The organism is Aeromonas sp. QDB68 (genome assembly GCF_027707405.1).
Classification (GTDB): Bacteria; Pseudomonadota; Gammaproteobacteria; order Enterobacterales; family Aeromonadaceae; genus Aeromonas; species Aeromonas caviae.
The window spans coordinates 14,172-38,397 of sequence record NZ_JAPCIQ010000029.1 but is presented as its reverse complement, the minus strand read 5'-3'; the positions used below and the strand labels follow the sequence as shown (position 1 = coordinate 38,397).

The following is a 24,226-nucleotide window of genomic DNA, read 5'->3' as shown; positions in this document are numbered from 1 at the left end:
TCTTCTGTCGAATTTGCCTATCAACAAGCTAGCAAAATTAAACAGATAGACAAACAAAAAAGCCCGCGCATGTGCGCGGGCTCTTGTCATCCGTGGCGTTTATCAGGCCTTGGATTTTTTCTTGTTGTCCACCTTGGTGTCGACCTTGGCTGCAACCGGGGCGGCAACAGGGGCTTCCTCGATGAAGGGACGGCCGTAGTAGGTGTCCATCAGGATGGCTTTCAGCTCGGTGATCAGCGGGTAGCGCGGGTTGGCGCCGGTGCACTGGTCATCGAAGGCTTCCAGCGCCAGCTGGTCTACCTTGGCCAGGAAGTCCGCTTCGTTCACGCCGGCTTCGCGGATGGAGGCCGGGATCCCCAGGGTGGCCTTCAGCTCGTCCAGCCAGGTCAGCAGCTTCTCGATCTTGGCGGCGGTACGGTCACCTGCAGCGGTCAGGCCCAGGTGGTCAGCCACTTCGGCGTAGCGACGGCGAGCCTGCGGACGGTCGTACTGGGAGAACGCGGTCTGCTTGGTCGGGTTGTCGTTCGCGTTGTAGCGGATGACGTTGCTGATCAGCAGGGCGTTGGCCAGGCCGTGCGGAATGTGGAACTCGGCACCCAGTTTGTGGGCCATGGAGTGGCACACACCCAGGAAGGCGTTGGCGAACGCGATACCGGCGATGGTAGCAGCGTTGTGTACTTTCTCGCGAGCAACCGGGTCGTTGGCGCCGTTGATGTAGCTGGACGGCAGGTACTCTTTGAGCAGTTTCAGGGCTTGCAGCGCCTGACCGTCGGAGTATTCGTTGGCCAGCACGGAGACATAGGCTTCCATGGCGTGGGTCACGGCGTCGATACCACCGAAGGCACACAGGGATTTGGGCATGCCCATCACCAGGTTGGCATCCACGATGGCCATGTTCGGGGTCAGCTCGTAGTCGGCCAGCGGGTACTTCATGCCGGTGGCGTCGTCGGTCACGACCGCAAACGGGGTCACTTCAGAACCGGTACCGGACGTGGTGGTGATACAGACCAGTTCGGCCTTCACGCCCATTTTCGGGAACTTGTAGATACGCTTGCGGATGTCCATGAAGCGCATGGCCAGGTCTTCGAACGCGGTATCCGGGTGCTCGTACATGACCCACATGATCTTGGCGGCATCCATGGGTGAACCACCACCCAGGGCGACGATCACGTCCGGCTTGAAGGAGTTGGCCATCTCGGCGCCCTTGCGGACCACGGACAGGGTGGGGTCGGCTTCCACTTCGTAGAAGATCTCCACTTCCATGTTCAGCTTCTTGAGCAGGCGAACCACTTCATCGGCATAGCCGTTGTTGAACAGGAATCGGTCGGTCACCACCATGGCGCGCTTCTTGCCTTCCAGGTCGCCCAGGGCGATCGGCAGGGAACCACGACGGAAGTAGATGGATTTCGGAAGTTTGTGCCACAGCATATTTTCTGCCCGTTTTGCGACTGTCTTCTTGTTGATCAAGTGCTTGGGACCGACGTTCTCGGAGATGGAGTTACCACTCCAGGAGCCGCAACCCAGGGTCAGGGACGGGGCCAGCGCGAAGTTGTACAGGTCACCGATACCACCCTGGGTGGAGGGGGTGTTGATGAGGATACGGGCGGTCTTCATCTTGTCGCCGAAGTACTTGATGCGGTCGGCATTGCGATCCTGGTCGGTATAGAGACCGGAGGTGTGGCCGATACCACCGATGTTGACCATGTCGCAGGCCATTTCGACGGCTTCTTCGAAGTTCTTGGCACGGAACATACCCAGCGTTGGAGAGAGTTTCTCGTGAGCGAACTCGTCTTCCGCGCAGAGTTCCAGACCTTCACCGATGAGGATCTTGGTGGTGGCAGGCACGGTCACACCGGCCATGGCGGCGATCTTGGTGGCAGGCTGGCCCACGATGTCGGCGTTCAGGGCGCCGTTGATCAGCAGCACTTTACGCACCTTGTCCGCTTCGTCCTTGGAGAGGATGTAGCCGGCGTGGGTCGCGAAACGCTCCTTGACCTGGTTGTAGATGGAGTCGACCACGATGACAGCCTGCTCGGAGGCACAGACCACGCCGTTGTCGAAGGTCTTGGACATCAGGATGGAGGCGACGGCACGCTTCACGTCGGCGGTTTCGTCGATGACGATGGGCACGTTGCCCGCACCCACGCCGATGGCGGGTTTGCCGGAGGAGTAGGCGGCCTTCACCATGCCCGGGCCACCGGTGGCCAGGATCAGGTTGATGTCGTCGTGACGCATCAGGGCATTGGAGAGTTCGACGGAGGGTTGATCAATCCAGCCGATGATGTCTTTCGGCGCACCGGCAGCCACGGCTGCATCCAGTACCAGCTTGGCAGCGGTATTGGTGGAGTTCTTGGCGCGGGGGTGCGGGGAGAAGATGATGGCATTGCGGGTCTTCAGGGAGATGAGGGCCTTGAAGATCGCAGTGGAAGTCGGGTTGGTGGTCGGTACGATACCGCAGATGATGCCTACCGGCTCGGCGATGGTGATGGTGCCCATCTCGTCGTCCTGGCTCAGGATGCCGCAGGTCTTTTCATCTTTATAGGCGTTGTAGATGTATTCGGAGGCGAAGTGGTTCTTGATAACCTTGTCTTCGATGATACCCATACCGGATTCAGCCACGGCCATCTGGGCCAGGGGGATACGGGCGTTGCTGGCGGCCAGGGCGGCGGCACGGAAGACCTTGTCTACCTGCTCTTGCGAGAAGCTGGCGAATTGACGCTGTGCTTCTTTGACGCGGGCAACCAGTGCATCCAGTTCAGCCAAATTGGTTACTGCCATGTTTATCTCCTGATGATTTGAAAACTGTTTAGTAAGACCTTGGCAATGCCCGGCAATTATAGCCACCTTGTCAAGGCGAGAATCACCATAACGGGGTATTTACATGCCTTAGTAAACTGTTTTCTGACTCGATTATAGGGTCGGGATGTGTCAGAAAAGATTGATCTGGATCATATGTAACAAAAGAACAAAAGAAATTTTGTTTCACCCCTTATCGCACCACTATGTTACGGGAGTGTGTCATCCTTTCTTGGCATCACGAGCTGCTGTCACGCGCCCTTGAAATATCTGCTCAGGGAAGGGGATCCGATGAATTCTCGCCTTGACCGGGATGGGGGAAGGTGGCATTGCCATGATGGCGGCAGAACGCCTAGCCCCCTGACGTTTCATTTATGTTGAGAAAGGGGTTGTTGTTTTCATCCAGTCGCCCTGGCGAAACAGCACATCTGGCGGTGGCAGGGAGCTTGTCACCTCTGCACAGCCGGCCCCACTGGCACCGCACCAGGGTGAGAAAGGCCAAAATCGGGGTCACAGGAGCGGGTGGGGGCGGCAAGCAGGTGTGGTGAGAAGCAAGGGTGCCATTTGCCGAAAATATCGTTTCTTGGCTGAGGGTTGATATAACGCGCTGTCATGGCACCCGGCGATGTTAATGGTGGCCACTCTTCCTTAACAACCCGATATGTTGAATTTTGTCGATACATTAGCGGAACTAACTAAAAAGCCCCGGTAAGGGTGAGATTATTTGATTGGAGAAGGGAAAAGCCATGGTGTAAATTTACGCGTAGTTTGGGGGTTGGCCCCTTGTGGCTCGTATTGGTTCTGGATGGCGCCTATGGCAGCAATAGACTTCTCTTTATACCTGAAATTTTTCGTCGGCCTGTTTGCGATCATCAACCCGCTGGGTCTGTTGCCGGTTTTTGTGAGCCTGACGGGCCACATGTCGCCGGAGGAGCGACGCAAGACCAACACCACCGCCCACATTGCCGTGATGATCATCCTGATGGTCTCCATGTGCATGGGACAGCTCATCCTCGACAGTTTCGGCATCTCCCTGGCATCGTTTCGCATTGCCGGTGGCTCGCTGATCACCCTGATCGCCTGGTCCATGCTGCAGGGCAAGCTGGGGGAGGTGAAGCACAACAAGCAGGAGAAGGGTGAACTGGCTGCGCGTGAATCCATTGCCGTGGTGCCCCTGGCTCTGCCGCTGATGGCCGGACCCGGTGCCATCTCCTCTTCCATCGTCTATGCCAGCCAGAAGACCCTGCCCCAGATGGCCGGCATGTTCGTGGTGGTGGTGGCGTTTGCCTGCTGCTCCTGGCTCATCTTCCGCGCCGCTCCCCTGCTGTTCAAGCTGATGGGCAACACCGGCATCAACGTGGTGACCCGTATCATGGGTCTCATCATGATGTCCCTTGGCATCGAGATCATCGTGGCGGGCATCAAGGGAGTCTTCCCCGGTCTGGTGTGAGCCAGGTCCGTTTTTGTCGGAGCCGGTCCTTGTGACCGGCTTTTTATTGTTTCTTTTTTGTTGGTCATTTCCTAGAATCGAGCGGCCTTGTACGAAAAATGACCGCTGCGGGATATTTAAATGCTGAATAAATGGTTTTAAGTTGTTTTTTTGACCATGAAAGCGGCCTGTTCCTGATGATATCTATTGCATTATCAGAATTGTCAGGGAATTATGCGGGCAGCGAGGTGTTTGTCTCGTGGATAACAAATGCATGGAATGTTCTTGTTGGAGTATGGAAATGACTCATAGAAAAACAATTATTAATACCCTTTTATTGACTGCACTTTTCGGTGGCGCCACCCTGGCTCACGCCGCCGATGTCCCCGCCGGTACCAAGCTTGCTCCCGAGCAAACCCTGGTGAAAGGCAATGGTTCCGAACCCGCCACCCTGGATCCCCAGAAAGTGGAAGGTACCCCCGAATCCAACGTATTGCGTGACCTGTTCGAAGGTCTCGTCTCCTCCGGCCCCAAGGGTGAGACCCTGCCCGGCGTCGCCGAGTCCTGGGAAACCAAGGACAACAAACATTACGTGTTCCACCTGCGCAAGGATGCCAAGTGGTCCAACGGGGATCCCGTCACCGCTCATGACTTCGTCTTTGCCTTCCAGCGCGCGGTGGATCCCAAGACGGCCTCTCCCTACTCCTGGTACATGGAGATCCCGACCATCATCAATGCCTCCGACATCATCGCGGGCAAGAAGCCGGCCGACACTCTGGGTGTGAAGGCGGTGGACGATCATACCTTCGAGGTGCAGCTGGAGAAGGCGGTGCCTTACTTCGTCAGCATGCTCTCCCACACCACCACCTATCCGGTCCCGAAGAAGGTGATCGAGAAGTTCGGTGACAAGTGGACCCAGCCCGGCAACATGGTATCCAACGGCGCCTACGTGCTGAAGGACTGGGTGGTCAACGAGCGCGTCGACGTCGAGCGCAACCCCAACTACTGGAACAACGGCAAGACCGTCATCAACAAGGTGACCTACCTGCCCATCCAGTCCACCAACGCCGAGCTGAACCGCTATCTGGCTGGCGAAGTGGATCTGACCTACAACATGCCCATCGAACGCTTCAAGCAGATGAAGAAAGAGCTGCCGGACGAAGTAAAGGTCAGCGGCTATGTGGGCACCTACTACTACCAGTACAACTTCAAGCACAAGCCGTTTGACGACGTGCGGGTGCGTACCGCCCTCTCCTATGCCATCGATCGCAACGTGATCGCCGACAAGGTGATGGGCAAGGGCGAAACCCCGGGCTACACGCTCGTGCCTGACTTTGTAGATGGCTTCAAGCCGGTGGCGCCGGCCTGGTCCAAGCTGACCCAGGCAGAGCGCGATGCCAAGGCGAAAGAGCTGCTGACCGAAGCCGGTTACGGCCCGGGCAAGCCGCTCAAGTTCGAGCTGCTCTACAACACCGACGACAACCACAAAAAGGTGGCCGTGGCCGTCGCCTCCATGTGGAAGAAGCTCGGCGTGCAGGTGAGCCTGGTGAACCAGGAGTGGAAGACCTACCTGGAGACCAAGAAGCAGGGTAACTTCGACGTGGGCCGCGCCGGCTGGATTGCGGACTACAACGAAGCCTCCTCCATGCTGGATCTGATGCAGACCACTCACGGCAACAACGACGGCAAATACTCCAACCCGACGTTCGACAAGCTGATGAGCGAGTCCCGCAACCAGGTGGATGCCGAGGCGCGCAACAAGCTCTATGTCCAGGCCGAAGAGATCCTGGCCAAGGACATGCCGATCGCCCCCATCTATCAGTACGTGACCTCCCGCATGGTCAAGCCCTACGTGGGCGGCTACCCGGCCAACCCGCTGGACAACATCTACAGCAAAGACATGTACATCGTTGCTCACTGAGTAAAGAAACAAGTCGCATAACAAGCAGGGCCCGCCAGACGGCGGGCCTTTATTACAACCGCGACCCTTTGGAAGCAGTACAGGACAGGAAATGTCTATGTTGAAATTCATCCTTAAACGTCTACTGGAAGCGATCCCGACTCTGCTGGTCTTGATCACCGTCTCCTTCTTCATGATGCGCTTCGCCCCGGGTAACCCCTTCACCAGCGAACGCGCCCTGCCGCCGGAAGTCCTGGCCAACATCGAAGCCAAATATGGCCTGGACAAGCCCATCGGCATGCAATACCTCACTTACCTCGGCAACCTGGTCCAGGGGGATCTGGGGCCCTCCTTCAAATACAAGGACTTCACCGTCAATGATCTGGTGAGCCAGGCCCTGCCTGTCTCCGCCAAGATAGGCTCGGTCGCCTTCCTGCTGGCAGTGACCCTGGGGGTCACCTTCGGCACCATTGCGGCCCTGAAACAGAACACCCTCATCGACTACCTGTTGATGTCGTCGGCCATGGCCGGGGTGGTGATACCCGGCTTCGTGCTGGCACCGCTGCTGGTGCTCTTCTTCAGTATCTATCTGGGCTGGTTCCCGGCGGGAGGCTGGCAGGGGGGCGGCGCCCAGTTCATGGTACTGCCGGTGTTCGGCATGATGATGTACTACATCTCCGCCATCTCCCGCATCATGCGCGGCAGCATGATCGAGACCATGAACTCCAACTTCATCCGTACCGCCCGCGCCAAGGGGCTGCCCCTGCGTCACATCATCCTCAAGCACGCGCTGCGCCCGGCCATGCTGCCGGTGGTCTCCTACCTGGGACCGGCCTTCGTGGGCATCATCACCGGCTCCGTGGTCATCGAGACCATCTTCGGCCTGCCGGGGATCGGCCAGCTGTTCGTCAACGGTGCCCTCAACCGTGATTACTCCATGGTGCTCGGTCTGACCATTCTGGTCGGCGCCCTCACCATCACCTTTAACGCCGTGGTCGATATTCTCTATGCCGTCATCGATCCCAAGATCCGTTACTAAGCCGGGAGTTCATCATGGTAGTCACAACTGAAAAGCGCGAAGCCGTCGAGGCGTTCGCCCAGAAAGTGGAAGTGGTGGAAGGACGCTCCCTGTGGAAGGATGCCCGTCGCCGTTTCCTGCGCAACAAGGCGGCCCTGACCAGCCTCATCATCCTGACCATCATCGGTCTGGCGGTGATCGTGGGGCCCCACCTGTCCCAGTACACGTTCGATGACCCGGACTGGGGGGCCATGCAGAGTGCCCCGGACATGGAGACCGGCCACTGGTTCGGCACCGACAGCCTGGGGCGCGACCTGTTCGTGCGTACCCTGCTCGGCGGACGCATCTCCCTGATGGTCGGCATCATGGGGGCCCTGGTGGCTGTCATCATCGGCACCCTCTACGGCGCCGCGTCCGGCTTCATCGGCGGTCGCGTCGACAGCCTGATGATGCGCGTGCTTGAGATCCTCAACGCCTTCCCCTTCATGTTCTTCGTGATCATGCTGGTGACCTTCTTCGGTCGCAATCTGGCCCTCATCTTCCTCGCCATCGGCGCGGTGAGCTGGCTCGACATGGCGCGGATCGTGCGCGGCCAGACCCTGAGTCTCAAGAGCAAGGAGTTCATCGAGGCGGCCCACGTCTGCGGCGTCTCCAAGTGGAAGATCATCACCCGTCATATCGTGCCCAACGTGCTCGGCATAGTGGCGGTTTACGCCACCCTGCTGGTGCCGGGGATGATCATGTTCGAATCCTTCCTGAGCTTCCTGGGTCTGGGCGTGCAAGAGCCCATGACCAGCTGGGGCGCCCTGCTGGATGAAGGCTCCAAGTCGATGGAAGTGGCCATCTGGCAACTCCTGTTCCCCGCCGGTTTCATGGTGGTGACCCTGTTCTGCTTCAACTTCCTCGGGGATGGTCTGCGTGATGCCCTGGATCCCAAGGATCGCTGATACCCAGGGACCGGCAAGACGCCAAGGGGCCATCAGACCCGTTCAGGGAACGCACCGCGTTCACCACGGGCAGGCCCCCATCACGACAGCGCGATAAGGAGTACTGAGATGAAATTACTGGATGTGAAAGATCTGCGGGTCGAGTTCAAGACCCCGGACGGCAATGTGGTGGCCGTCAACGACCTCAACTTTTCTCTTTCTGCTGGCGAAACCCTGGGGATCGTCGGGGAGTCAGGCTCAGGCAAGTCCCAGACTGCCTTTGCTATCATGGGGCTGCTGGCCAAGAACGGTGTCATCACCGGCTCGGCCAAATTTCAGGGGGACGAGATCCTCAATCTGCCGGAGCACAAGCTCAACAAGATCCGCTCCGAGAAGATCGCCATGATCTTCCAGGACCCCATGACGTCGCTCAACCCCTACATGAAGGTCAAGGATCAGCTAATGGAAGTGCTGATGCTGCACAAGGGGATGACCAAGGCTGCCGCCTTCGAGGAGTCGGTGCGCATGCTGGACGCGGTGAAGATCCCCGAGTCGCGCAAGCGGATGAACATGTACCCCCACGAGTTCTCCGGCGGCATGCGCCAGCGGGTGATGATCGCCATGGCGCTCCTGTGCCGGCCGCAGCTGCTCATCGCCGACGAGCCGACCACGGCGCTGGACGTGACGGTACAGGCCCAGATCATGACCCTGATGAACGAGCTCAAGCGCGAGTTCAACACCGCCATCATCATGATCACCCACGATCTTGGCGTCGTGGCCGGCATCTGCGACAAGGTGCTGGTGATGTACGCAGGCCGGACCATGGAGTACGGCCGGGTCAACGATATCTTCTATCGCCCGAGCCACCCCTATACCGAAGGCTTGCTGCGCGCCATTCCCCGCCTCGACACCGAAGGGGAAGAGCTGCCCACCATTCCGGGCAATCCGCCCAACCTGCTGCGTTTGCCCACCGGCTGCCCCTTCCAGGAGCGTTGCCACCGGGTGAGCGAAATTTGTGGCCAGCAGTCTCCGATCCTGACGCCGTTCAACGACGGACGGGAGCGGGCGTGCCACTGGGTATCGGATGCCATGATCAAGGGAGTGAACTAAATGGGTACTGACAAGAAACTGCTGCTGGAAGTGTCCGACCTCAAGGTTCACTTCCATATCAAGAGTGACAAGGCCTGGCCCTGGGCCAAGCCCTCCGCCCTGAAGGCGGTGGACGGGGTGACCCTGCGCCTCTACGAAGGGGAGACCCTGGGCGTAGTGGGGGAGTCCGGTTGCGGCAAATCCACCTTCGCCCGTGCCCTCATCGGTCTGGTACCGGCCACCGACGGCAAGGTGGTGTGGCTTGGGCAGGACTTGACCAAGCTCGACCAGAACGCCCTGCGGGAGAAGCGCAAGGAGATCCAGATGATCTTCCAGGACCCGTTGGCCTCCCTGAACCCCCGCATGACCATAGGGGACATCATCGCCGAGCCCCTCATCACCTTCTACCCGACCCTGCCAAGGGAAGAAGTGAAGGAGAAGGTGCGCGCCATGATGACCAAGGTGGGTCTGTTGCCGAACCTGGTGAACCGTTACCCCCATGAGTTCTCCGGCGGCCAGTGCCAGCGCATCGGCATCGCCCGGGCGCTCATCCTCGAGCCCAAGATGATCATCTGTGACGAGCCGGTCTCGGCGCTGGATGTCTCCATCCAGGCTCAGGTGGTGAACCTGCTCAAATCCCTGCAAAAGGAGATGGGGCTCTCCCTCATCTTCATCGCCCACGACCTCTCCGTGGTCAAACACATCTCCGATCGGGTGCTGGTGATGTACCTGGGCAACGCGGTGGAGCTCGGGACCGGCAAGGAGATCTTCGCCAATCCCCTGCACCCCTATACCAAGGCGCTGATGTCGGCGGTTCCCATCCCGGATCCGGATCTGGAGCGCAGCAAGGTCATTCAGATCCTGGAAGGGGACTTGCCATCCCCCATGAATCCGCCCTCCGGCTGCGTGTTCCGCACCCGCTGCCCGGTGGCAGGCCCGGAGTGCGCCAAGACCCGGCCCCAGCTCGAGGGCAACTTCGACCACGCGGTTTCCTGTCTCAAGGTGGATCCGCTCTGAGAACCTGTTAACGATCTTGCTGCGAGGCCGTGATCAAGGCTCATGCGCTGTTCGGAATCCTCATGTATTCATATACATTCCGGTTCCTGCGCTGCTCTTTACCTTGTTGACGACCTCTCGCGACAGCTCGTAAACAGGTTCTAAGGAGAACCGTATCGAGAAGGGCGCGTGCTGGCGCCCTTTTTATTGCATGGGGGATAAGATGCCTCTTGGCGCCAGCGGTTGTCGCTGCTACTATCCGCCGCACAAGGGGAGTAACTTCTCGCCGGTTTGTCGTCATTACGGTGCACCCATATCCTGCAGTGCACCCGGCAGCCGGGCAGTTGACGCAAGTCGGCTGTAAGTGAGACCTTGCCGAGAGGCAAGGTGTATCTGCTCCAAACGCGAACCCACTGCCTCCCGGCCGTGGGTTTTGTCGTTTTGGGAGAAGTGAAAATGGGTGAATGGTGGATGTGGACCGGTTTCTTCAGCATAGTGCTGGTCCTGTTGTGGATTGATATCCGCTTTGTCGGTGGCGGCAAGGCGCACAAGGTGTCCCTGAAAGAGGCGGGCATCTGGTCTCTCATCTGGGTCAGCGTGGCGCTCCTGTTCAACCTGGCCATCTGGCTCTGGCTGGATCACAGTGCCGGGCGCGAAATCGCGAACCAGAAGGGGCTGGAGTTTCTCACCGGCTACCTCATCGAAAAGGCACTGGCGGTGGACAACGTCTTCGTCTGGTTGATGCTGTTCGGCTACTTCGCCATCCCGGCGGAGCTGCAGCGCCGGGTCCTGCTCTACGGGGTGCTGGGGGCCATCGTGATGCGCGCCGGCATGGTGTTCGCGGGCAGCTGGCTCATCGAGCAGTTCCACTGGATCCTCTACCTGTTCGGGGCCTTCCTGCTGCTGACCGGTGCCAAGATGCTGTGGGCGGCCGACAAGGAGCCGGATCTCGAGAACAATGCCCTGCTCGGCTGGATGCGTCGTCGCTTCAAGGTGACCGAGACGCTGGAGGGGGAGAAGTTCTTCGTCTGGCGTGACGGTGTGCGCTACGCGACCCCGCTGCTGCTCATCCTGGTGCTGGTGGAGGTGAGCGACCTCATCTTCGCGGTGGACAGTATCCCGGCCATCTTCGCGGTGACCACGGATCCCTTCATCGTGCTCACCTCCAACATCTTCGCCATCATGGGGCTGCGCGCCATGTACTTCCTGCTGGCCGGGGTGGCCGATCGTTTCGCCCTGCTCAAATACGGCCTGGCGCTGATCCTGATGTTCATCGGGGTCAAGATGTTGCTGCTCGATATCTTCAAGATACCGACCGGCATCGCCCTTGGCGTGGTGGCGCTGATCCTGCTGGCCTCCATGGGGCTGAGTCTGCTGATGACCCGCAAAAAGGCGGCGTGAACGGTGCAGTAAAAAGGGCTCCCTCGGGAGCCCTTTTTCATGTCAGCAATTTGCTTAGCGCTTGATCTTCTTGGGGTTGGTGTAGCCCCAGACGGTGTACATGTCCGCCAAGAGGGCACCGTTGTACTCCTCCAGATCGGATTGTTTCACTTCGGCATCACCCTGGCGTCCGAACAGGACCACCTCGTCACCGGGTTTGATCCCCTTGATGTCGGTGACGTCCACCATGGTGGTGTTCATGGAGGTCTTGCCCACGACGGGGGCCTTCTGGCCATGGATCAGCACATAGGCCTTGTTGCTCATGGCGCGGCGGTAGCCGTCGGAGTAGCCCATCGGCAGGTTGGCCAGCAGGGAGTCGCGCTTGAGGGTGAAGGTGCGGTCATAGCCGACGGTGTTGCCCGCCGGGTAGTGGTTGACGGAGGCGACCTGGGTCTTGAACGCCATCACCTTCTTGTACTCGGTGTAGGAGGGAATGGTGTCGCCATAGATGATGCCGCCCGGGCGCACCATGTCAAAGTAGGCTTCCGGCACTTCCAGGGTGGCGAAGGAGTTGGCGGCGTGGATGGTGAGCTTGCTGCGATCCAGCTTGCCGGCGTCGATGAGCCACTGGTAGTCCAGCTTGAACTGGGCCAGCCCCAGCTTGACGTCCTCTTTCTCCTCCACCGGGAAGTGGGTCATGATGCCGACCGGGGTGATCCCCTTGAGCTTGAGCATGGCCAGGGCATCGGCCTTGGCATCGTCCTGGCGCAGATCGATGCCGTTGCGGCTCATGCCGGCGGAGTTCAGGCCGATGTGCACCGGGATGTTGGTGTGATGGCGCTGGGCGATGTCGGCGATCCCCTTGGCGCTCTCCAGGCTGCCGATGAGCTCCTCCAGCTTGTAGGGCAGGGCCTGCTCCACTTCATCCGGGGTGGCGGCACGCACCCGCATCAGGCGACCTTCGAAGCCCTTCTCGCGGGCAACACGTGCTTCTTCGTTGCTGGCGATGCCGATGCAGGGGATGCCTGCCTTGACCACGGAAGGGACCAGCAGGTCGATGCCGTGACCGTAGGCGTCCGCCTTCATGATGGCGCAGATCTGCGGGCCCTTGTCACCGAGGCGATTCTTCAGGGTCTGGATGTTGTGCTCGAAGGCACCCAGATCCACTTCCAGCCAGGCGTTGGCGGCGGTCTGTTCCTGACCGTTGCGGTGGTCGTCGGCGAGCGGCAGGTAGGGGGCGGCGACCGCCTGGCCGGCCAGCAGGCCAAAGATCAGGGTCGCGAGCAGTGTTTTCTTGTGCATGGGGCAAGTCCTTTCTTATTGTCTTGAGTTGAGGCTGGGCTCATCGCTGAGGCGAGCTGCGGCAGGTCTGGTCATGGCATGTTGCTATGCTAATGATATATTTCACTTTTTATCCAGATGCCGACTCTGGGAGTGTATCTCAACGGCGTCAATCGTGGCACGTGTTGCAGGAAGAAAATATGAAGCTGACGTTGCGGATTCCACCGCTGCTGCTGTTCGTCGTCATCGTGCTCGCCATGTGGCTGGGGCGGGGCGAGGGGAGGGCGGCGCCCCTGTGGCTGGTGTTGGTCGCCACGCTGTGGCTGGCGGGAGCCCTGTTGGGGGGCGGTGCGCTTCTGCATTTCTGGCAGCAGCGCACCACTGTGCACCCCCAGCGGCTGGAGAGCAGCCGGGTGCTGGTGACCCGGGGCGTCTATCGCATCAGCCGCAATCCCATGTACCTGGGGCTGCTCTGCTGGACCCTGGCGCTGGCGTGCTATCTGGGAGGCATGGCAGTGTGGCTCGGGCCGCTGCTGCTCTGGGGCTGGCTTACCCGCTTCCAGATCCTGGCGGAGGAGCAGGCGCTGCGGCGACAATTCGGCGATGCCTATGACAACTATTGCCGACAGGTCAGGCGCTGGTGCTGAGGCGCGGCGTGCCCCATCAGGCATATGACAACGGCCCGCAGAAGCGGGCCGTTGTCATGGGGGTCAGGGGGGATCACGCCTTGGCGGTGTCCACCTCGCCGAGGGGGGCGGTCTCACCCAGGCTGTCTTCGCTCTTGGCCACCACGCTTGCGGCGATGGCGTTGCCCAGCACGTTGGTGGCGGAGCGCCCCATGTCGAGGAAGTGGTCGATACCGAGCAGCAGCAGGATGCCCGCTTCCGGGATGTGGAACTGGTTGAGGGTGGCGGCAATCACCACCAGGGAGGCGCGGGGCACCCCGGCCATTCCCTTGGAAGTAACCATCAGCAGCAGCAGCATGGTGATCTGCTGGGCCGTGGAGAGCTCGATGCCGTAGGCCTGGGCGATGAACATCACCGCGAAGGTGCAGTACATCATGGAGCCGTCCAGATTGAAGGAGTAGCCCATGGGGAGCACGAAGCTGGCGATGCGCTTGTCACAGCCAAATTTCTCCAGCCTGTCCAGGGTCTTGGGGTAGGCAGCCTCGGAGCTGGCGGTGGAGAAGGCCAGCAGGATGGGCTCGCGGATGAGCGCGAGCAGGGTCAGGATGCGGCGGCGGATGAAGAGGCTGCCCATGGCGATGAGCAGCAGCCAGAGGCAGCCGAGCGCCAGATAGAACTGGGCCATGAAGGTGCCATAGGTGGCGAGGATGCCGAGCCCCTCCTTGGCTACCATGGCGGCGATGGCGCCAAACACCGCGAACGGGGCGAAGTTCATCACGTAGCCGGTCACCTTGAGCATGATCTCGGCGCCGCTGGCCATCAGCTTGACCACGGGCTTGGCGTCGTCCCCCAGGGCGGCGGCGGCCAGCCCGAAGAAGAGGGAGAAGACCACGATCTGCAGGATCTCGTTGGTGGCCATCGCCTCGACCACGCTTTTCGGGATGGCGTGGGTCACGAAATCCTTGAGGGAGATGGCGGTGGCAACCACGCCTGAGCTGGTGCCGTCATCGGGCAGGGAGAGGGAGAGCCCCACCCCAGGTTGCATCAGGTGGACCATGACCAGCCCCAGGGTCAGAGACATCAGGGAGGCGAGCATGAACCAGCCCAGGGTCTTGACGCCGATGCGGCCCACGGTGCGGGTGTCGCCCATCTTGGCGATACCGACCACGAGCGTGGTGAACACCAGGGGGGCGATGATCATCTTGATGAGGCGCAGGAAGATGTCGGTCAGCAGGGTGATGTCATCGGCAAAGCCTGCGGCCTGTGCGGGCGCGAGCAGGCGATAACCCTGCCCGGTCACGATGCCAAGCAACATCGCAATGAGGATGGCAACGGTCAACTTGTTCATTTTCATGGGGGAGTTCCGGTTTCGATAGGTGCAATGCCTGTGCAGGCGGCGAGGGGCCGCCTCAGTCCTTTTTTGTGATCCGGGCGGTGGAATCCAGACAGCCGGTGTGCTGGAGCATGCCTAATCGCGAAGGGGAAATCCAGTGACTTGTTTCGGAGTTTTGTGCTGTTATTAGCTGCATTTGATATGCATCTTGTGATTTATTTGTATTAATCGCTGTTTATTTTAATTTTTGCGAGATAAACGGCTTCCATGCTGTGCGCGTCCCGGGGGCTGGCCTCCAGGGTGAAGACGAGCAGGGCCGAGGTGCGATGTTCCACCTGCATGTCGTCCATGAAGGTGTCTGGCTCGTACTCGTCGAACCCGAATTGGGGGCGGGTCGGGGTGACCCTGACGGCATCCCGCGACAGGGTCAGCGTCTCGACCTGAATCCAGGGGTATCCCTTTGCCAGTGCCACCTCACCGGCCCGCTTGAGCACGTATTTGCGCGCCGTTTCCCTGTCCACCAGATCGTTGCCCACAAACTCCAGTTGCCAGCGGGCCGGGCCAAGCTGGGTCTGTGAAAAACCGGTCTGGCCATTCCAGAACGATTTTTCACTGTCATAGGCGGTGGCGCAGCCCGCGAGCTGGCCGACCAGCAGGGCGCTGAGGGCAAGGGTGCAGAAAGTACGAAGGGAAGGCAACATGATGCGGGCCGCTTGGCAAAGGGGGTTTTACTACAGCATAAAGGGGTTGGAGAGACAATCGCGGCGGAAGACCATAAAAGAAAAGGCCTTGTCGTCTGACAAGGCCTTTCTCGGGGAATTTGGTCGGTGTGAGAGGATTCGAACCTCCGACCCTCTACACCCCATGCAGATGCGCTACCTGGCTGCGCTACACACCGACGGAGTCAGCTCGGCTGACGGGGAGGGAGTTTATGGAGATGCCCCGACCCTGTCAACAGGGGAAATTCAGGTTCGAGATCGTTTGCCTGCTTTGCGAGCAACTTCGGATCAAAGTGCGACCAGTGGTGCATTTTGTCGGCACCTCACCGCTGTCTTGCAGGAAAAACGGCCACCCGGAGGCGGCCGTTTGGCGTGATGCTCTCAAGCCGAGATCAGCGGTTGAAGGTGAGACGCTTGCCCAATACCTTGTCGGTGACTTGGCCGTTCTGCCAGGCAATCTGGCCGTTCACCAGGGTCATCTCGATGGTGCTCTGGAAGCGGTAGCCGTTGAACGGGGACCAGCCGCACAGATAGAGCAGGTTGCTGTCGGTGACCACGTAGGGCTTGCCGAGATCCAGCAGCACCAGGTCGGCGAAGTAGCCTTCCCGGATGTAGCCGCGATCCTGCACCTGGAAGCGCTCGGCCACCGCGTGGGAGGTCTTCTTGACGATGGTTTCCAGCGAGAAGACGCCGTTGTGGTAGAGCTCCAGCAGCGCCTGCAGGGAGTGCTGCACCAGGGGCACGCCGGAGGGCGCCTTGAAGTAGCTGTTCTGCTTCTCTTCCCAGGTGTGGGGAGCGTGGTCGGTGGCGATGATGTCGAGCACGTCGTTGCGTACCGCATCCAGCAGGGCGTGCTGGTCGGCAGCGCTCTTCACCGCCGGGTTGCACTTGATCTGGCTGCCCAGGGTGTCGTAGTCCGCCTCGTTGAAGAAGAGGTGGTGGACGCACACTTCGGCGGTGATGTTCTTGTCCTTGAGATCCTTCAGATCCGGGGTGGCGGTAAAGAGTGAGAGCTCTTTCGCCGTGGTCAGGTGCAGCACGTGCAGCTTGGCGCCGTACTGCTTGGCCAGGGAGACCGCCATGCTGGAGGATTTGTAGCAGGCGTCCGCGCTGCGGATGCGGCCGTGCTCGCGCATGGGCACGTCTTCGCCCCACTTGGCGCGGGCTTCGTCTTCCAGCACCTTGATGGACGGGGTGTCCTCGCAGTGGGTGACGATCATCACCGGGCTTTCGCGGAAGATGGCTGCCAGGGTCTCCTGGTTGTCCACCAGCATGTTGCCGGTGGAGGCCCCCATGAAGATCTTGATGCCGCAGGACTGCTTGGGATCGAGCTTCTTGATCTCTTCCAGGTTGTCGTTGGTGGCACCCAGGTAGAAGCTGTAGTTGGCGGCGGCGGAGTTGGCGGCGATCTGGTATTTGGCTTCGAGGGCTTCGATGGTGGTGGTCTGGGGATTGACGTTGGGCATTTCCATGAAGCTGGTGGTGCCACCGGCCACGGCGGCCCGGGATTCACTGGCGATGGTTCCCTTGTGGGTCAGGCCGGGTTCCCGGAAGTGGACCTGGTCATCGATCATCCCGGGGATGAGATGACGGCCCGTTGCATCGATCACCACGGCATCGGGGGCACTGATGTCCGGGGCGACGCGGGCGATCCGCTCACCCTCGATCAGGACGTCGGAGGCATAGATGCGGCCTTCGTTGACCAGGGTGGCATTCTTGATAAGCAATTTGTTCATGGGGGGTTCCAGTTCCTTTGCCGATAATCCGGGGTCATAATATCGCAAACTGCACTTTCTCTGTAGCAAGGCCTGAGTAATGAAGTTATTTGTTAGAGATTTGACTGTGATCGATTCCAGCTATTTATGCGAGCGCCGCGGCATGGTGGGCGAGAGCTGGCTGGTGGACATCGAGATGAGCGGCGAGCTCAACGAGATGAGCATGCTGCTGGACTTCGGTCGGGTGAAGAAGCTCATCAAGTCGATCATCGATGAAGAGGTGGATCACAAGCTGCTGGTGCCGACGGAATGTCCCCTGGTCCATGTCCACGCGCTGGACAACGACGAGAGCACCGTGGATCTGCTGCGTCCGGGTCGCGCCATTCACCTGCGTTGCCCGACCCAGGGCTTCGCCTTCATTCCCGCCCCCCAGGTGGATAAAGAGTCGGTGACCCGCTATCTGCTGGGGGTACTGGCCAAGCGTCTGCCGGGCAACATCAAGGATCTCTCCCTGACGTTGCGCCAGGAGCGCATCGAGGGCGCCTTCTACCACTACAGCCACGGCCTCAAGAAGCACGATGGCAACTGCCAGCGCATCGCCCACGGCCACCGCTCTCCCATCGAGATAGAGGTGGACGGGGCGCGCAACGAGGAGCTGGAGCTGAACTGGGCCGAGCGCTGGGCCGACATCTACCTGGGCACCGAAGAGGACAGGGTGGCCCTTGGCGAACTCGCCCTGAGCGAGCGGGCCGAGGCGTCACTGAAAGAAGGGGACGCGCACTACATCGGCTTCAAGTATGTGGCGCCCCAGGGGCTGTTCCAGCTCGCCATGCCAGCGGCGGAGGTGGAGATGATCGACACCGACACCACCATCGAGCTGCTGGCCCACTACATCGCCCGCGAGGTGAAGAAGCAGGTAGGGGACAAGTTCGTCAAGATTGTCGCCTATGAAGGGGTCGGCAAGGGCGCCATCGCCTACGCCTGATCCCGCGCCGCATGCCAGTAAAAAACAAGGCCCCGCCAATGCGGGGCCTTGTCGTATCGGGTCGTGGCCATCAGGCACTGAGGCGGAAGCGCTGGACCAGCCCCTCCTGCTGCTCGGCAAGGGAGTCGAGCTGCTGGCTGGTCTCGGCGACCCGCTCTATGCCCTGATAGTTGAGATCCGAGATGTCGGAGATGCGGTTGAGGTTGGTGGCGATGTCGGCGCTGGTGGCCTGCTGCTGCTCGGCGGCGGAGGCTATCTGGCTCGACATGTCGCTGATGAGCACCACGATGCCCTGCACCTCTTCCATGGCGTTGTTGGCCTGGGAGCTCTGATCCACGCAGCTGTCCATCTCGCGGGAGCACTCCTGCATCACGTTGACCGCCCGGGCGACGCCTTGCTGCAGGTTCTCGATCATGGTCTGGATTTCGCTGGTGGACTGGGCGGTACGACCGGCCAGGTTGCGCACCTCGTCGGCCACCACCGCAAACCCGCGTCCCTGCTCGCCGGCACGGGCCGCCTCGATGGCGGCGTTGAGGGCCAGCAGGTTGGTCTGCTCGGCGATGCCGCGGATGACGTCGAGGATGTTGCCAATCTGGCCGCTCATGGCGCTCACGTCGCCAATCACCTTGCCGGTCTGCTGCAGCTTGCCCGCGAGCTGATGGGTGGTGGTGATGTTGCCTGCCATCACCTTGCGCCCCATCTCGGAGGCCTTCTCCACATCCTGCACCCGCTCCAGGGTCTGGTTGGCGGCCTGGGCCACCTCCCGCACCGAGGCCTCCATCTGGGTCATGGCGGCGGCGACCGAGGCGGTCTCCTGACGCTGTTTCTCCAGATCCGCCCGCACCGATTCGGTGGTGTGGCGGTTGTCGTGGGCGGCACTGTTGAGCTGGGTCGACGCCTGGGAGAGCTGCTTGAGCACATCCCCCATCTGGTGGATCAGCAGGTTGATCTGGCTGGCGAGCTGGCCGAATTCGTTCTGGCTCTTGAAGCCGACGCGCTGAGTCATGTCGCCCTGGGTCACCTCGGTCAGCACCCGCAGCAGCTCTTTCAGGGGGCGGCGGATGGCTTTGCCCAGGGTGAAGGCCACCAGGATGGCGACGAAGATGGCGATGGCGATGCTGATCCCCTGGGTCAGGGTACTCTGGGTCTGCACCCGATCGGAGGCCTGGATGCTGGCGTTCATCAGCTGCTGGCTCTGGGCGGTGATCCCCTCCAGCTTGTTCTGGATGTTGAGGATGAGCTGGCTCGCCTGCTTGCTCTGCTCGCGCATGGCCTGCTGCTGCTTCATCAGGACCAGGTATTGGGAGAGCACGCCGTCATTGCCCGTGGTGTCGCGCACGAAGCCATGGACGTAGTGGCCCATGTTGTTGTCGAAGTCCTTGAGCTCCCCCTGGAGATCCTTGATGGTGCTGTTGAAGCCCTCGATCTGCATCTTGTTGCGCTTGAGCGCCGCCTCGATGGGGGCGGGGATGCTCTGGTTGAGGGCATCCATGGTGGAGAGCTCGATGGCGGAGAGCTTGGTGGTCAGGGTCTCGGAGAGCATCTTGATGAAGCTGTCGTCGATGGTGACCATCATGTCCCCCAGGTTCTTCTTGAACTGGGGCAGGCTGACCTGGAACTGGCCCTTGGCCTGATTGACCTTGTGCAGCCGGGTGAGCAGGGCCTCGTGTTCGCCGGGCAGGGTCTGGGTCAGTTGCAGGTAGTCATCCACCAGCTTGACGAGGGCAGTCATGTCCGCCTGCAACTGGGGATGAACCGCCACCTGCTGTTTGAGGCTGGCGACCATCTTGTCGACCTGGCCCTTGGCCTGTTGCAACTCGGCCACTTCCGCCGGCAGTTGCTTGAGATCCTGCTCGGTCAGCACGTCGGTGAGCCATTTGTTGGCGCTGAGCAGGCTTATCTGGGTCTGGCTGCTGGCGAGTACCAGCGGCATGGACTCCTGGGTCACCTGATCCAGGGCGCCGCTGAGTTCGCTCTGGCCGCGAAAGGTCAGTACCGCACTGGCGACCATGACGGCGACCAGGATGGCAAAGCCCAGATAGACTCTCTGTAGGATCGAGAGGTCTGACATTGTTTGTTTCATTATTGTCCCGCTGTCTGTGCAAAAGTCCCTTGCCTGAGTACCCCGTCCCTTTGATACCCTGCATGCCCCGAAGGGGATGCCGTTGTGGTTCGCGGGACGTCTCCTCGCTATCGGTATTCTTCACAATAACTGAAGCGATTGGGACAACGGCTGTGCCAAATGTCGGCTTGTGTCACACTTGGCGCGTTGCGGCGGCCTGTTTGGGAGCCGCTTGAGCTTTGTATTGAATTTTCTTTTTCCTATAAAGGAGTTACCCATGGCGCAAGAAACCATTTTCAGCAAAATCATCCGCAAGGAGATCCCCGCCGACATCCTTTATCAAGACGATCTGGTGACTGCGTTTCGCGACATCCAGCCCAAGGCCAAGACCCATATCCTGATCATTCCCAACGTGCTCATCCCCACCGTCAACGACGTGGAGCCGGATCACGAGCTGGCGTTGGGCCGGATGTTCACCGTGGCCCGCAAGCTCGCCAGCGACGCGGGCATCGCCGAGGACGGCTACCGCCTCATCATGAACTGCAACCGCCACGGCGGGCAGGAGGTCTATCACATCCACCTGCACCTGGTCGGTGGCGAGCCCCTGGGACCCCTGCTGAGCCTGTGATGCGCCTCGTCACGTCGACCGGCCTGCTGTTGGCCGGTCTGCTGCTGGGGGGCTGTGCCTCCCAGTGGAAAGACATGTTCGTCTCCTACTCGGATCAGATGGTGCCCTTGCGCAACCAGCTGCTGCTGGGCCATGCCGCCGAGGCCCTGCCCGAGGTGCGCGAATCGACCCCGGGGGACGACACCTTCGTGCTCGACCAGCTGGAGAAGGGGCGCATCGCCTGGCTGGCGGGTCAGGACGGCCCCAGCAAGCAGGCCTTTGCCGCCGCCGACAGCCGGCTTGCGTGGGAAGACAATCAGGCCGAGTACCGCCTGAGCCAGGGACTGGCCCAGGCGGGCAGCCTGCTCACCAACGATCAGACCCTGGCTTACCAGGCGCCCGATTACGAGCGCACCATGCTGCACCACTATCTGGCGCTCAACTACTTGCAGCGCGGAGATGCCGACGGCGCCCTGGTAGAGGTGCGCCGTGCCAACCAGGTGCAGGAGCAGGCCCTTAAACGGCGGGCCGACGAGGTGCGCAAGGCCGCGCAGGAGGGGGATCGGGAGGACGAAGCCGGGGAGATGCGCCAGCTGATGTCGCGCGGCGCCCCCGAGCTCGATCGCCTGATAGGCCAGGTGAAAAACGGTTTCCAGAACGCCTACACCTTCTATTTCTCCGGCGTGCTCTACGAGGCGGCCGGGGATCTCAACGACGCCTGGGTCGATTACCAGCGCGGCTACCAGATAGCGCCGGACAACCAGAGCCTGCAGGATGCCCTGCTGCGCCTGGCCCGGCTTCGCGGCTCTCCCGAGGAGCTCAAGGAGACCGAGCAACGGATGGGCCGCAAGGCGCCGCCCTTGGCCAAGGATCAGGGCCAGCTGGTGGTGCTGTTTGAAGATGGCCTGATCCCGGCGCGCCGGGAGCTCTTCCTGCCGCTGCCCATCTCCACCTCCAGCGGCGATTTTCGTACCTTTACCGTGGCGGTGCCCTATTACGACAATCGGGCCAGCGACGGCGCCCCGCTCACCCTGTCGGTGGGCAAGGGGGTGGCGCAGACCAGCGAGCTGGTGAGGCTGGAGGCGCTGGCGGCCAAGGATCTGCAGGAGCGGCTGCCCGGCATGCTGACCCGGCAGGCCCTGCGGCTGGTGGCCAAGGAGCAGGTACGGCGCACTGCCGCCAAGGAGGGGGGGGATGTGGGCAACATCCTGGTGGGGATCTTCAACACCCTCTCGGAGCGGGCGGATACCCGCAGCTGGCTGACGCTGCCCGCCAAGGCCTCGAGCTGGCAGGGGATGGTCCCGGCCGGGAACGTCACCCTGACCCTGGGGGCGGGCAGCGCCATGCGTACCCTGCCACTCAGCGTCCACGCCGGGCGCACCACCCTGGTGTGGGTACAGCGCCTGGGGAGCGGGCTCACGACCCGGGTGATGCCCCTCTAGGGGGAACCGGATATGGCAACTCAGATGAATGACCGGTCAGGCCGACGGCCACCGGCAAGGAGAACAAGATGAAAGCACAAGGGTTGGCCCTGGGCCTGGTTCTGCTGCTGACGGGCTGTGCCACCAATACTTCCGGCGTGGCGCTCTATGGCGCGGCCGGTGCGGCGGCGGTGGCCGAGCAGCATCAAAACGTCAACGTCACCCTGACCGAACTCAGCCGGCGCCAGCAGAACGGCCTGTTGCAGGTCAACGTGGCGGCGGCCAGCACCCAGCGCGGCGACAACACGCTGCAATACCTGTTCTATTGGTATGATGAGGCGGGGCAGGAGGTGGCCAGCGATGGCCGCGGCTGGACGCCGCTCAAGCTGCACGGCTATCAGACCCGCACCCTGTCTGCCCTGGCGCCGAGCCCGGCTGCACGGGGTTACCGGATTTACGTTCGCGAAGTGATGGAGGAATCCTACTGATGAAAATGAATCATGCCCTGCTGATCCTGACCGGCGCCCTGCTGCTGGGCGGCTGCTCCAGCACCACCGTCAGCTATGGCGATCCGACCGAAACCGAGACGGTGACCGTCGATTACGGCTCCTCCGACTTGCAGGCCATCGCCGACAAGATGGCGGATTCCATGCTGGCGTCCCCGGCCACCAGCGAGATCACCGCCGGGGGCCGCCCGGTGATGTTCATGGACTCCATCCGCAACAAGACCTCGGAGCACATCGACACCGAGGCCATCACCGACACTATCCGCACCAAGCTGCTGCGCTCGGGCAAGTTCCGCTTCGTGGACATGAGCAAGGTGGCGGCGGTCAAGCAGCAGCTCGAATACCAGCAGGGCAGCGGCATGGTGGACCCCGCCACCATGGTGCGGCTCGGCAAGCAGACCGGTGCCCGCTACATGGTCTATGGCAACCTCGCCAGCATCGTCAAGGACAACGGCAAGGTGAAGGACGTCTACTACCAGATGACCATGAACCTGATGGATGTGGATAACGGCGAACTGCTGTGGGCCGATCAGAAAGAGATCCGCAAACAGGCCAAGAAGTCCACCTTTGGCTGGTGAGGACCCGCGGGGGCAGGGGGATCTGGCGGAGCTGGCGCTCCTCGCCAGCCTGCCGGCGCCTTGGGATCAGGGGCGCCTTGAGCCGCTGGGTCAGGGCCTGACCAACGGCAACTACCGGCTTTGCCTCCCCACTGGCGAGCAGGCCTTCCTGCGCCGCGGTCATCCTGATCCGGTGCGCCTTGGCATCGACCGGGCCACCGAGTGGCAGCTCTACCAGGGGGCGGTGGGGCAGGGGCTGGCGTTGCCCTGTCATCACGGCGATCCCGCCACCGGCCTGATGCTGCTGGCGTGGTGCGACGAACCCAACTGGGCCGAGCAGGCGCCGCCTCTCGCCGCGCAGCCCCGCCTGATGGCGGAGGTGCTGGTGCGGCTGCACCGCCTGCCGGTGCCGACCGTGGTGATGGCGGTGCGGGCCCACAGCGGCGGTTATCGGCAGCGTCTGGCCCATATCCCTCCCTGGCTGCCCGCCCTGGAGCGGGCCCTGCTCGCGAGCCGGGAGCCGGACGACTGCTGGCTCCCTTGCCATCACGATCTCAATCCGGCTAACTTGTTGGGGTCGCGACCCTGGGTCATCGACTGGGAGTACGGCGCCGCCGGTCATCCTGGGTTCGAGGTCGCCAGCATCCAGCGCACCCACGGCTGGAGCGAAGAGCAGCGGTGCCAGTTGGAGAGCTGCTATCTTGAAGCCATGGACGGGGCACCGACGGGGCTGGGGCCCCGGGGATTCCAGGCCGATGCCTTCCTGCCCTGGGTCGATTACATCGGCCTGCTGTGGGCGCTGCTGATGGCCGAACAGCAACCCGGGCCCGAGTATCAGGCCCTGATCGATATCAACCGCCAGCGCTTGGAGTGATGCCCG

20 protein-coding genes and 1 tRNA gene are annotated in these 24,226 nt (G+C 61.3%); 14 read left to right on the top strand and 7 right to left on the bottom strand.

Annotated features, from left to right (window positions below; all coding sequences use genetic code 11):
• Window positions 1-102: 102 nt before the first annotated feature.
• Entirely contained in the window at window positions 103-2,778 is a 2,676-nt protein-coding gene (gene adhE / locus PG892_RS11020) for a bifunctional acetaldehyde-CoA/alcohol dehydrogenase (protein WP_010674327.1), read from the bottom strand.
• 832 nt (window positions 2,779-3,610) lie between these two features.
• Here adhE and PG892_RS11015 point away from each other — a divergent pair.
• The 7 genes from PG892_RS11015 (at window position 3,611) to PG892_RS10985 (ending at window position 11,555) form a co-directional block, all read left to right on the top strand.
• Window positions 3,611-4,246, top strand: a complete 636-nt coding sequence (locus tag PG892_RS11015; RefSeq protein ID WP_010674328.1) for a YchE family NAAT transporter — start codon at window positions 3,611-3,613, stop codon at window positions 4,244-4,246.
• A 280-nt stretch (window positions 4,247-4,526) separates the two neighbouring features.
• Window positions 4,527-6,146 carry an ABC transporter substrate-binding protein gene (locus PG892_RS11010; protein WP_041212840.1) on the top strand — a complete coding sequence of 540 codons (1,620 nt, stop codon included), beginning with the start codon at window positions 4,527-4,529 and terminating at the stop codon, window positions 6,144-6,146.
• A gap of 97 nt (window positions 6,147-6,243) precedes the next feature.
• A complete protein-coding gene (gene oppB / locus PG892_RS11005) occupies window positions 6,244-7,164 on the top strand; it encodes an oligopeptide ABC transporter permease OppB (RefSeq protein WP_010674330.1) in 921 nt (306 codons plus the stop codon).
• A 14-nt stretch (window positions 7,165-7,178) separates the two neighbouring features.
• Window positions 7,179-8,090 (top strand): oligopeptide ABC transporter permease OppC, encoded by a 912-nt coding sequence (oppC, locus tag PG892_RS11000; protein ID WP_010674331.1) that lies wholly within the window; start codon window positions 7,179-7,181, stop codon window positions 8,088-8,090.
• Between the two features lie 108 nt (window positions 8,091-8,198).
• Complete coding sequence (locus tag PG892_RS10995; protein WP_039038983.1) at window positions 8,199-9,179, top strand: ABC transporter ATP-binding protein; 981 nt, start codon at window positions 8,199-8,201, stop codon at window positions 9,177-9,179.
• Window positions 9,180-10,175 (top strand): murein tripeptide/oligopeptide ABC transporter ATP binding protein OppF, encoded by a 996-nt coding sequence (gene oppF / locus PG892_RS10990; RefSeq protein WP_049636967.1) that lies wholly within the window; start codon window positions 9,180-9,182, stop codon window positions 10,173-10,175.
• A gap of 435 nt (window positions 10,176-10,610) precedes the next feature.
• The gene (locus tag PG892_RS10985; protein WP_029314355.1) at window positions 10,611-11,555 is read left to right on the top strand and encodes a TerC family protein; all 945 of its coding nucleotides are present in this window, start codon (window positions 10,611-10,613) and stop codon (window positions 11,553-11,555) included.
• A 54-nt stretch (window positions 11,556-11,609) separates the two neighbouring features.
• Here the strand turns inward: PG892_RS10985 and alr are convergent, their stop codons facing one another.
• Entirely contained in the window at window positions 11,610-12,836 is a 1,227-nt protein-coding gene (gene alr, locus PG892_RS10980) for an alanine racemase (RefSeq protein WP_039038980.1), read from the bottom strand.
• Window positions 12,837-13,015: 179 nt separating this feature from the next.
• On the opposite strand from alr, the gene PG892_RS10975 reads away from it, so the two are divergent.
• The gene (locus tag PG892_RS10975) at window positions 13,016-13,462 is read left to right on the top strand and encodes a methyltransferase family protein (RefSeq protein WP_201997480.1); all 447 of its coding nucleotides are present in this window, start codon (window positions 13,016-13,018) and stop codon (window positions 13,460-13,462) included.
• Window positions 13,463-13,535: 73 nt separating this feature from the next.
• On the opposite strand, the gene PG892_RS10970 is transcribed toward PG892_RS10975, so the two are convergent.
• From PG892_RS10970 to PG892_RS10955, 4 genes are all read right to left on the bottom strand, one after another.
• Complete coding sequence (locus tag PG892_RS10970) at window positions 13,536-14,795, bottom strand: dicarboxylate/amino acid:cation symporter (RefSeq protein WP_045525467.1); 1,260 nt, start codon at window positions 14,793-14,795, stop codon at window positions 13,536-13,538.
• A gap of 203 nt (window positions 14,796-14,998) precedes the next feature.
• Complete coding sequence (locus tag PG892_RS10965) at window positions 14,999-15,475, bottom strand: CC0125/CC1285 family lipoprotein (protein ID WP_235713041.1); 477 nt, start codon at window positions 15,473-15,475, stop codon at window positions 14,999-15,001.
• A 120-nt stretch (window positions 15,476-15,595) separates the two neighbouring features.
• Window positions 15,596-15,672 (bottom strand) — tRNA-Pro (locus PG892_RS10960).
• Between the two features lie 213 nt (window positions 15,673-15,885).
• Window positions 15,886-17,229, bottom strand: coding sequence for a dihydroorotase (locus PG892_RS10955; protein ID WP_041212846.1), 1,344 nt, complete (start codon window positions 17,227-17,229; stop codon window positions 15,886-15,888).
• A 79-nt stretch (window positions 17,230-17,308) separates the two neighbouring features.
• Between PG892_RS10955 and PG892_RS10950 the strand changes: the two genes are divergently transcribed.
• Window positions 17,309-18,193, top strand: coding sequence for a 6-carboxytetrahydropterin synthase (locus PG892_RS10950; protein WP_266135983.1), 885 nt, complete (start codon window positions 17,309-17,311; stop codon window positions 18,191-18,193).
• Between the two features lie 70 nt (window positions 18,194-18,263).
• On the opposite strand, the gene PG892_RS10945 is transcribed toward PG892_RS10950, so the two are convergent.
• Window positions 18,264-20,276, bottom strand: a complete 2,013-nt coding sequence (locus tag PG892_RS10945; RefSeq protein ID WP_103261851.1) for a methyl-accepting chemotaxis protein — start codon at window positions 20,274-20,276, stop codon at window positions 18,264-18,266.
• Between the two features lie 256 nt (window positions 20,277-20,532).
• Here PG892_RS10945 and hinT point away from each other — a divergent pair, with 256 nt between their 5' ends.
• From hinT to PG892_RS10920, 5 genes are all read left to right on the top strand, one after another.
• Complete coding sequence (gene hinT / locus PG892_RS10940) at window positions 20,533-20,883, top strand: purine nucleoside phosphoramidase (protein WP_010674343.1); 351 nt, start codon at window positions 20,533-20,535, stop codon at window positions 20,881-20,883.
• On the top strand, window positions 20,883-22,304 hold the full coding sequence (locus PG892_RS10935; protein WP_223942925.1) for a COG3014 family protein: 1,422 nt from the start codon (window positions 20,883-20,885) through the stop codon (window positions 22,302-22,304). Before hinT ends, PG892_RS10935 begins: the two co-directional genes overlap by 1 nt.
• A gap of 68 nt (window positions 22,305-22,372) precedes the next feature.
• Window positions 22,373-22,771 carry a YcfL family protein gene (locus PG892_RS10930; protein WP_053288520.1) on the top strand — a complete coding sequence of 133 codons (399 nt, stop codon included), beginning with the start codon at window positions 22,373-22,375 and terminating at the stop codon, window positions 22,769-22,771.
• Entirely contained in the window at window positions 22,771-23,367 is a 597-nt protein-coding gene (lpoB, locus tag PG892_RS10925) for a penicillin-binding protein activator LpoB (RefSeq protein ID WP_053288519.1), read from the top strand. Before PG892_RS10930 ends, lpoB begins: the two co-directional genes overlap by 1 nt.
• Complete coding sequence (locus tag PG892_RS10920) at window positions 23,357-24,220, top strand: phosphotransferase (protein ID WP_043155733.1); 864 nt, start codon at window positions 23,357-23,359, stop codon at window positions 24,218-24,220. Before lpoB ends, PG892_RS10920 begins: the two co-directional genes overlap by 11 nt.
• Window positions 24,221-24,226 lie beyond the last annotated feature (6 nt).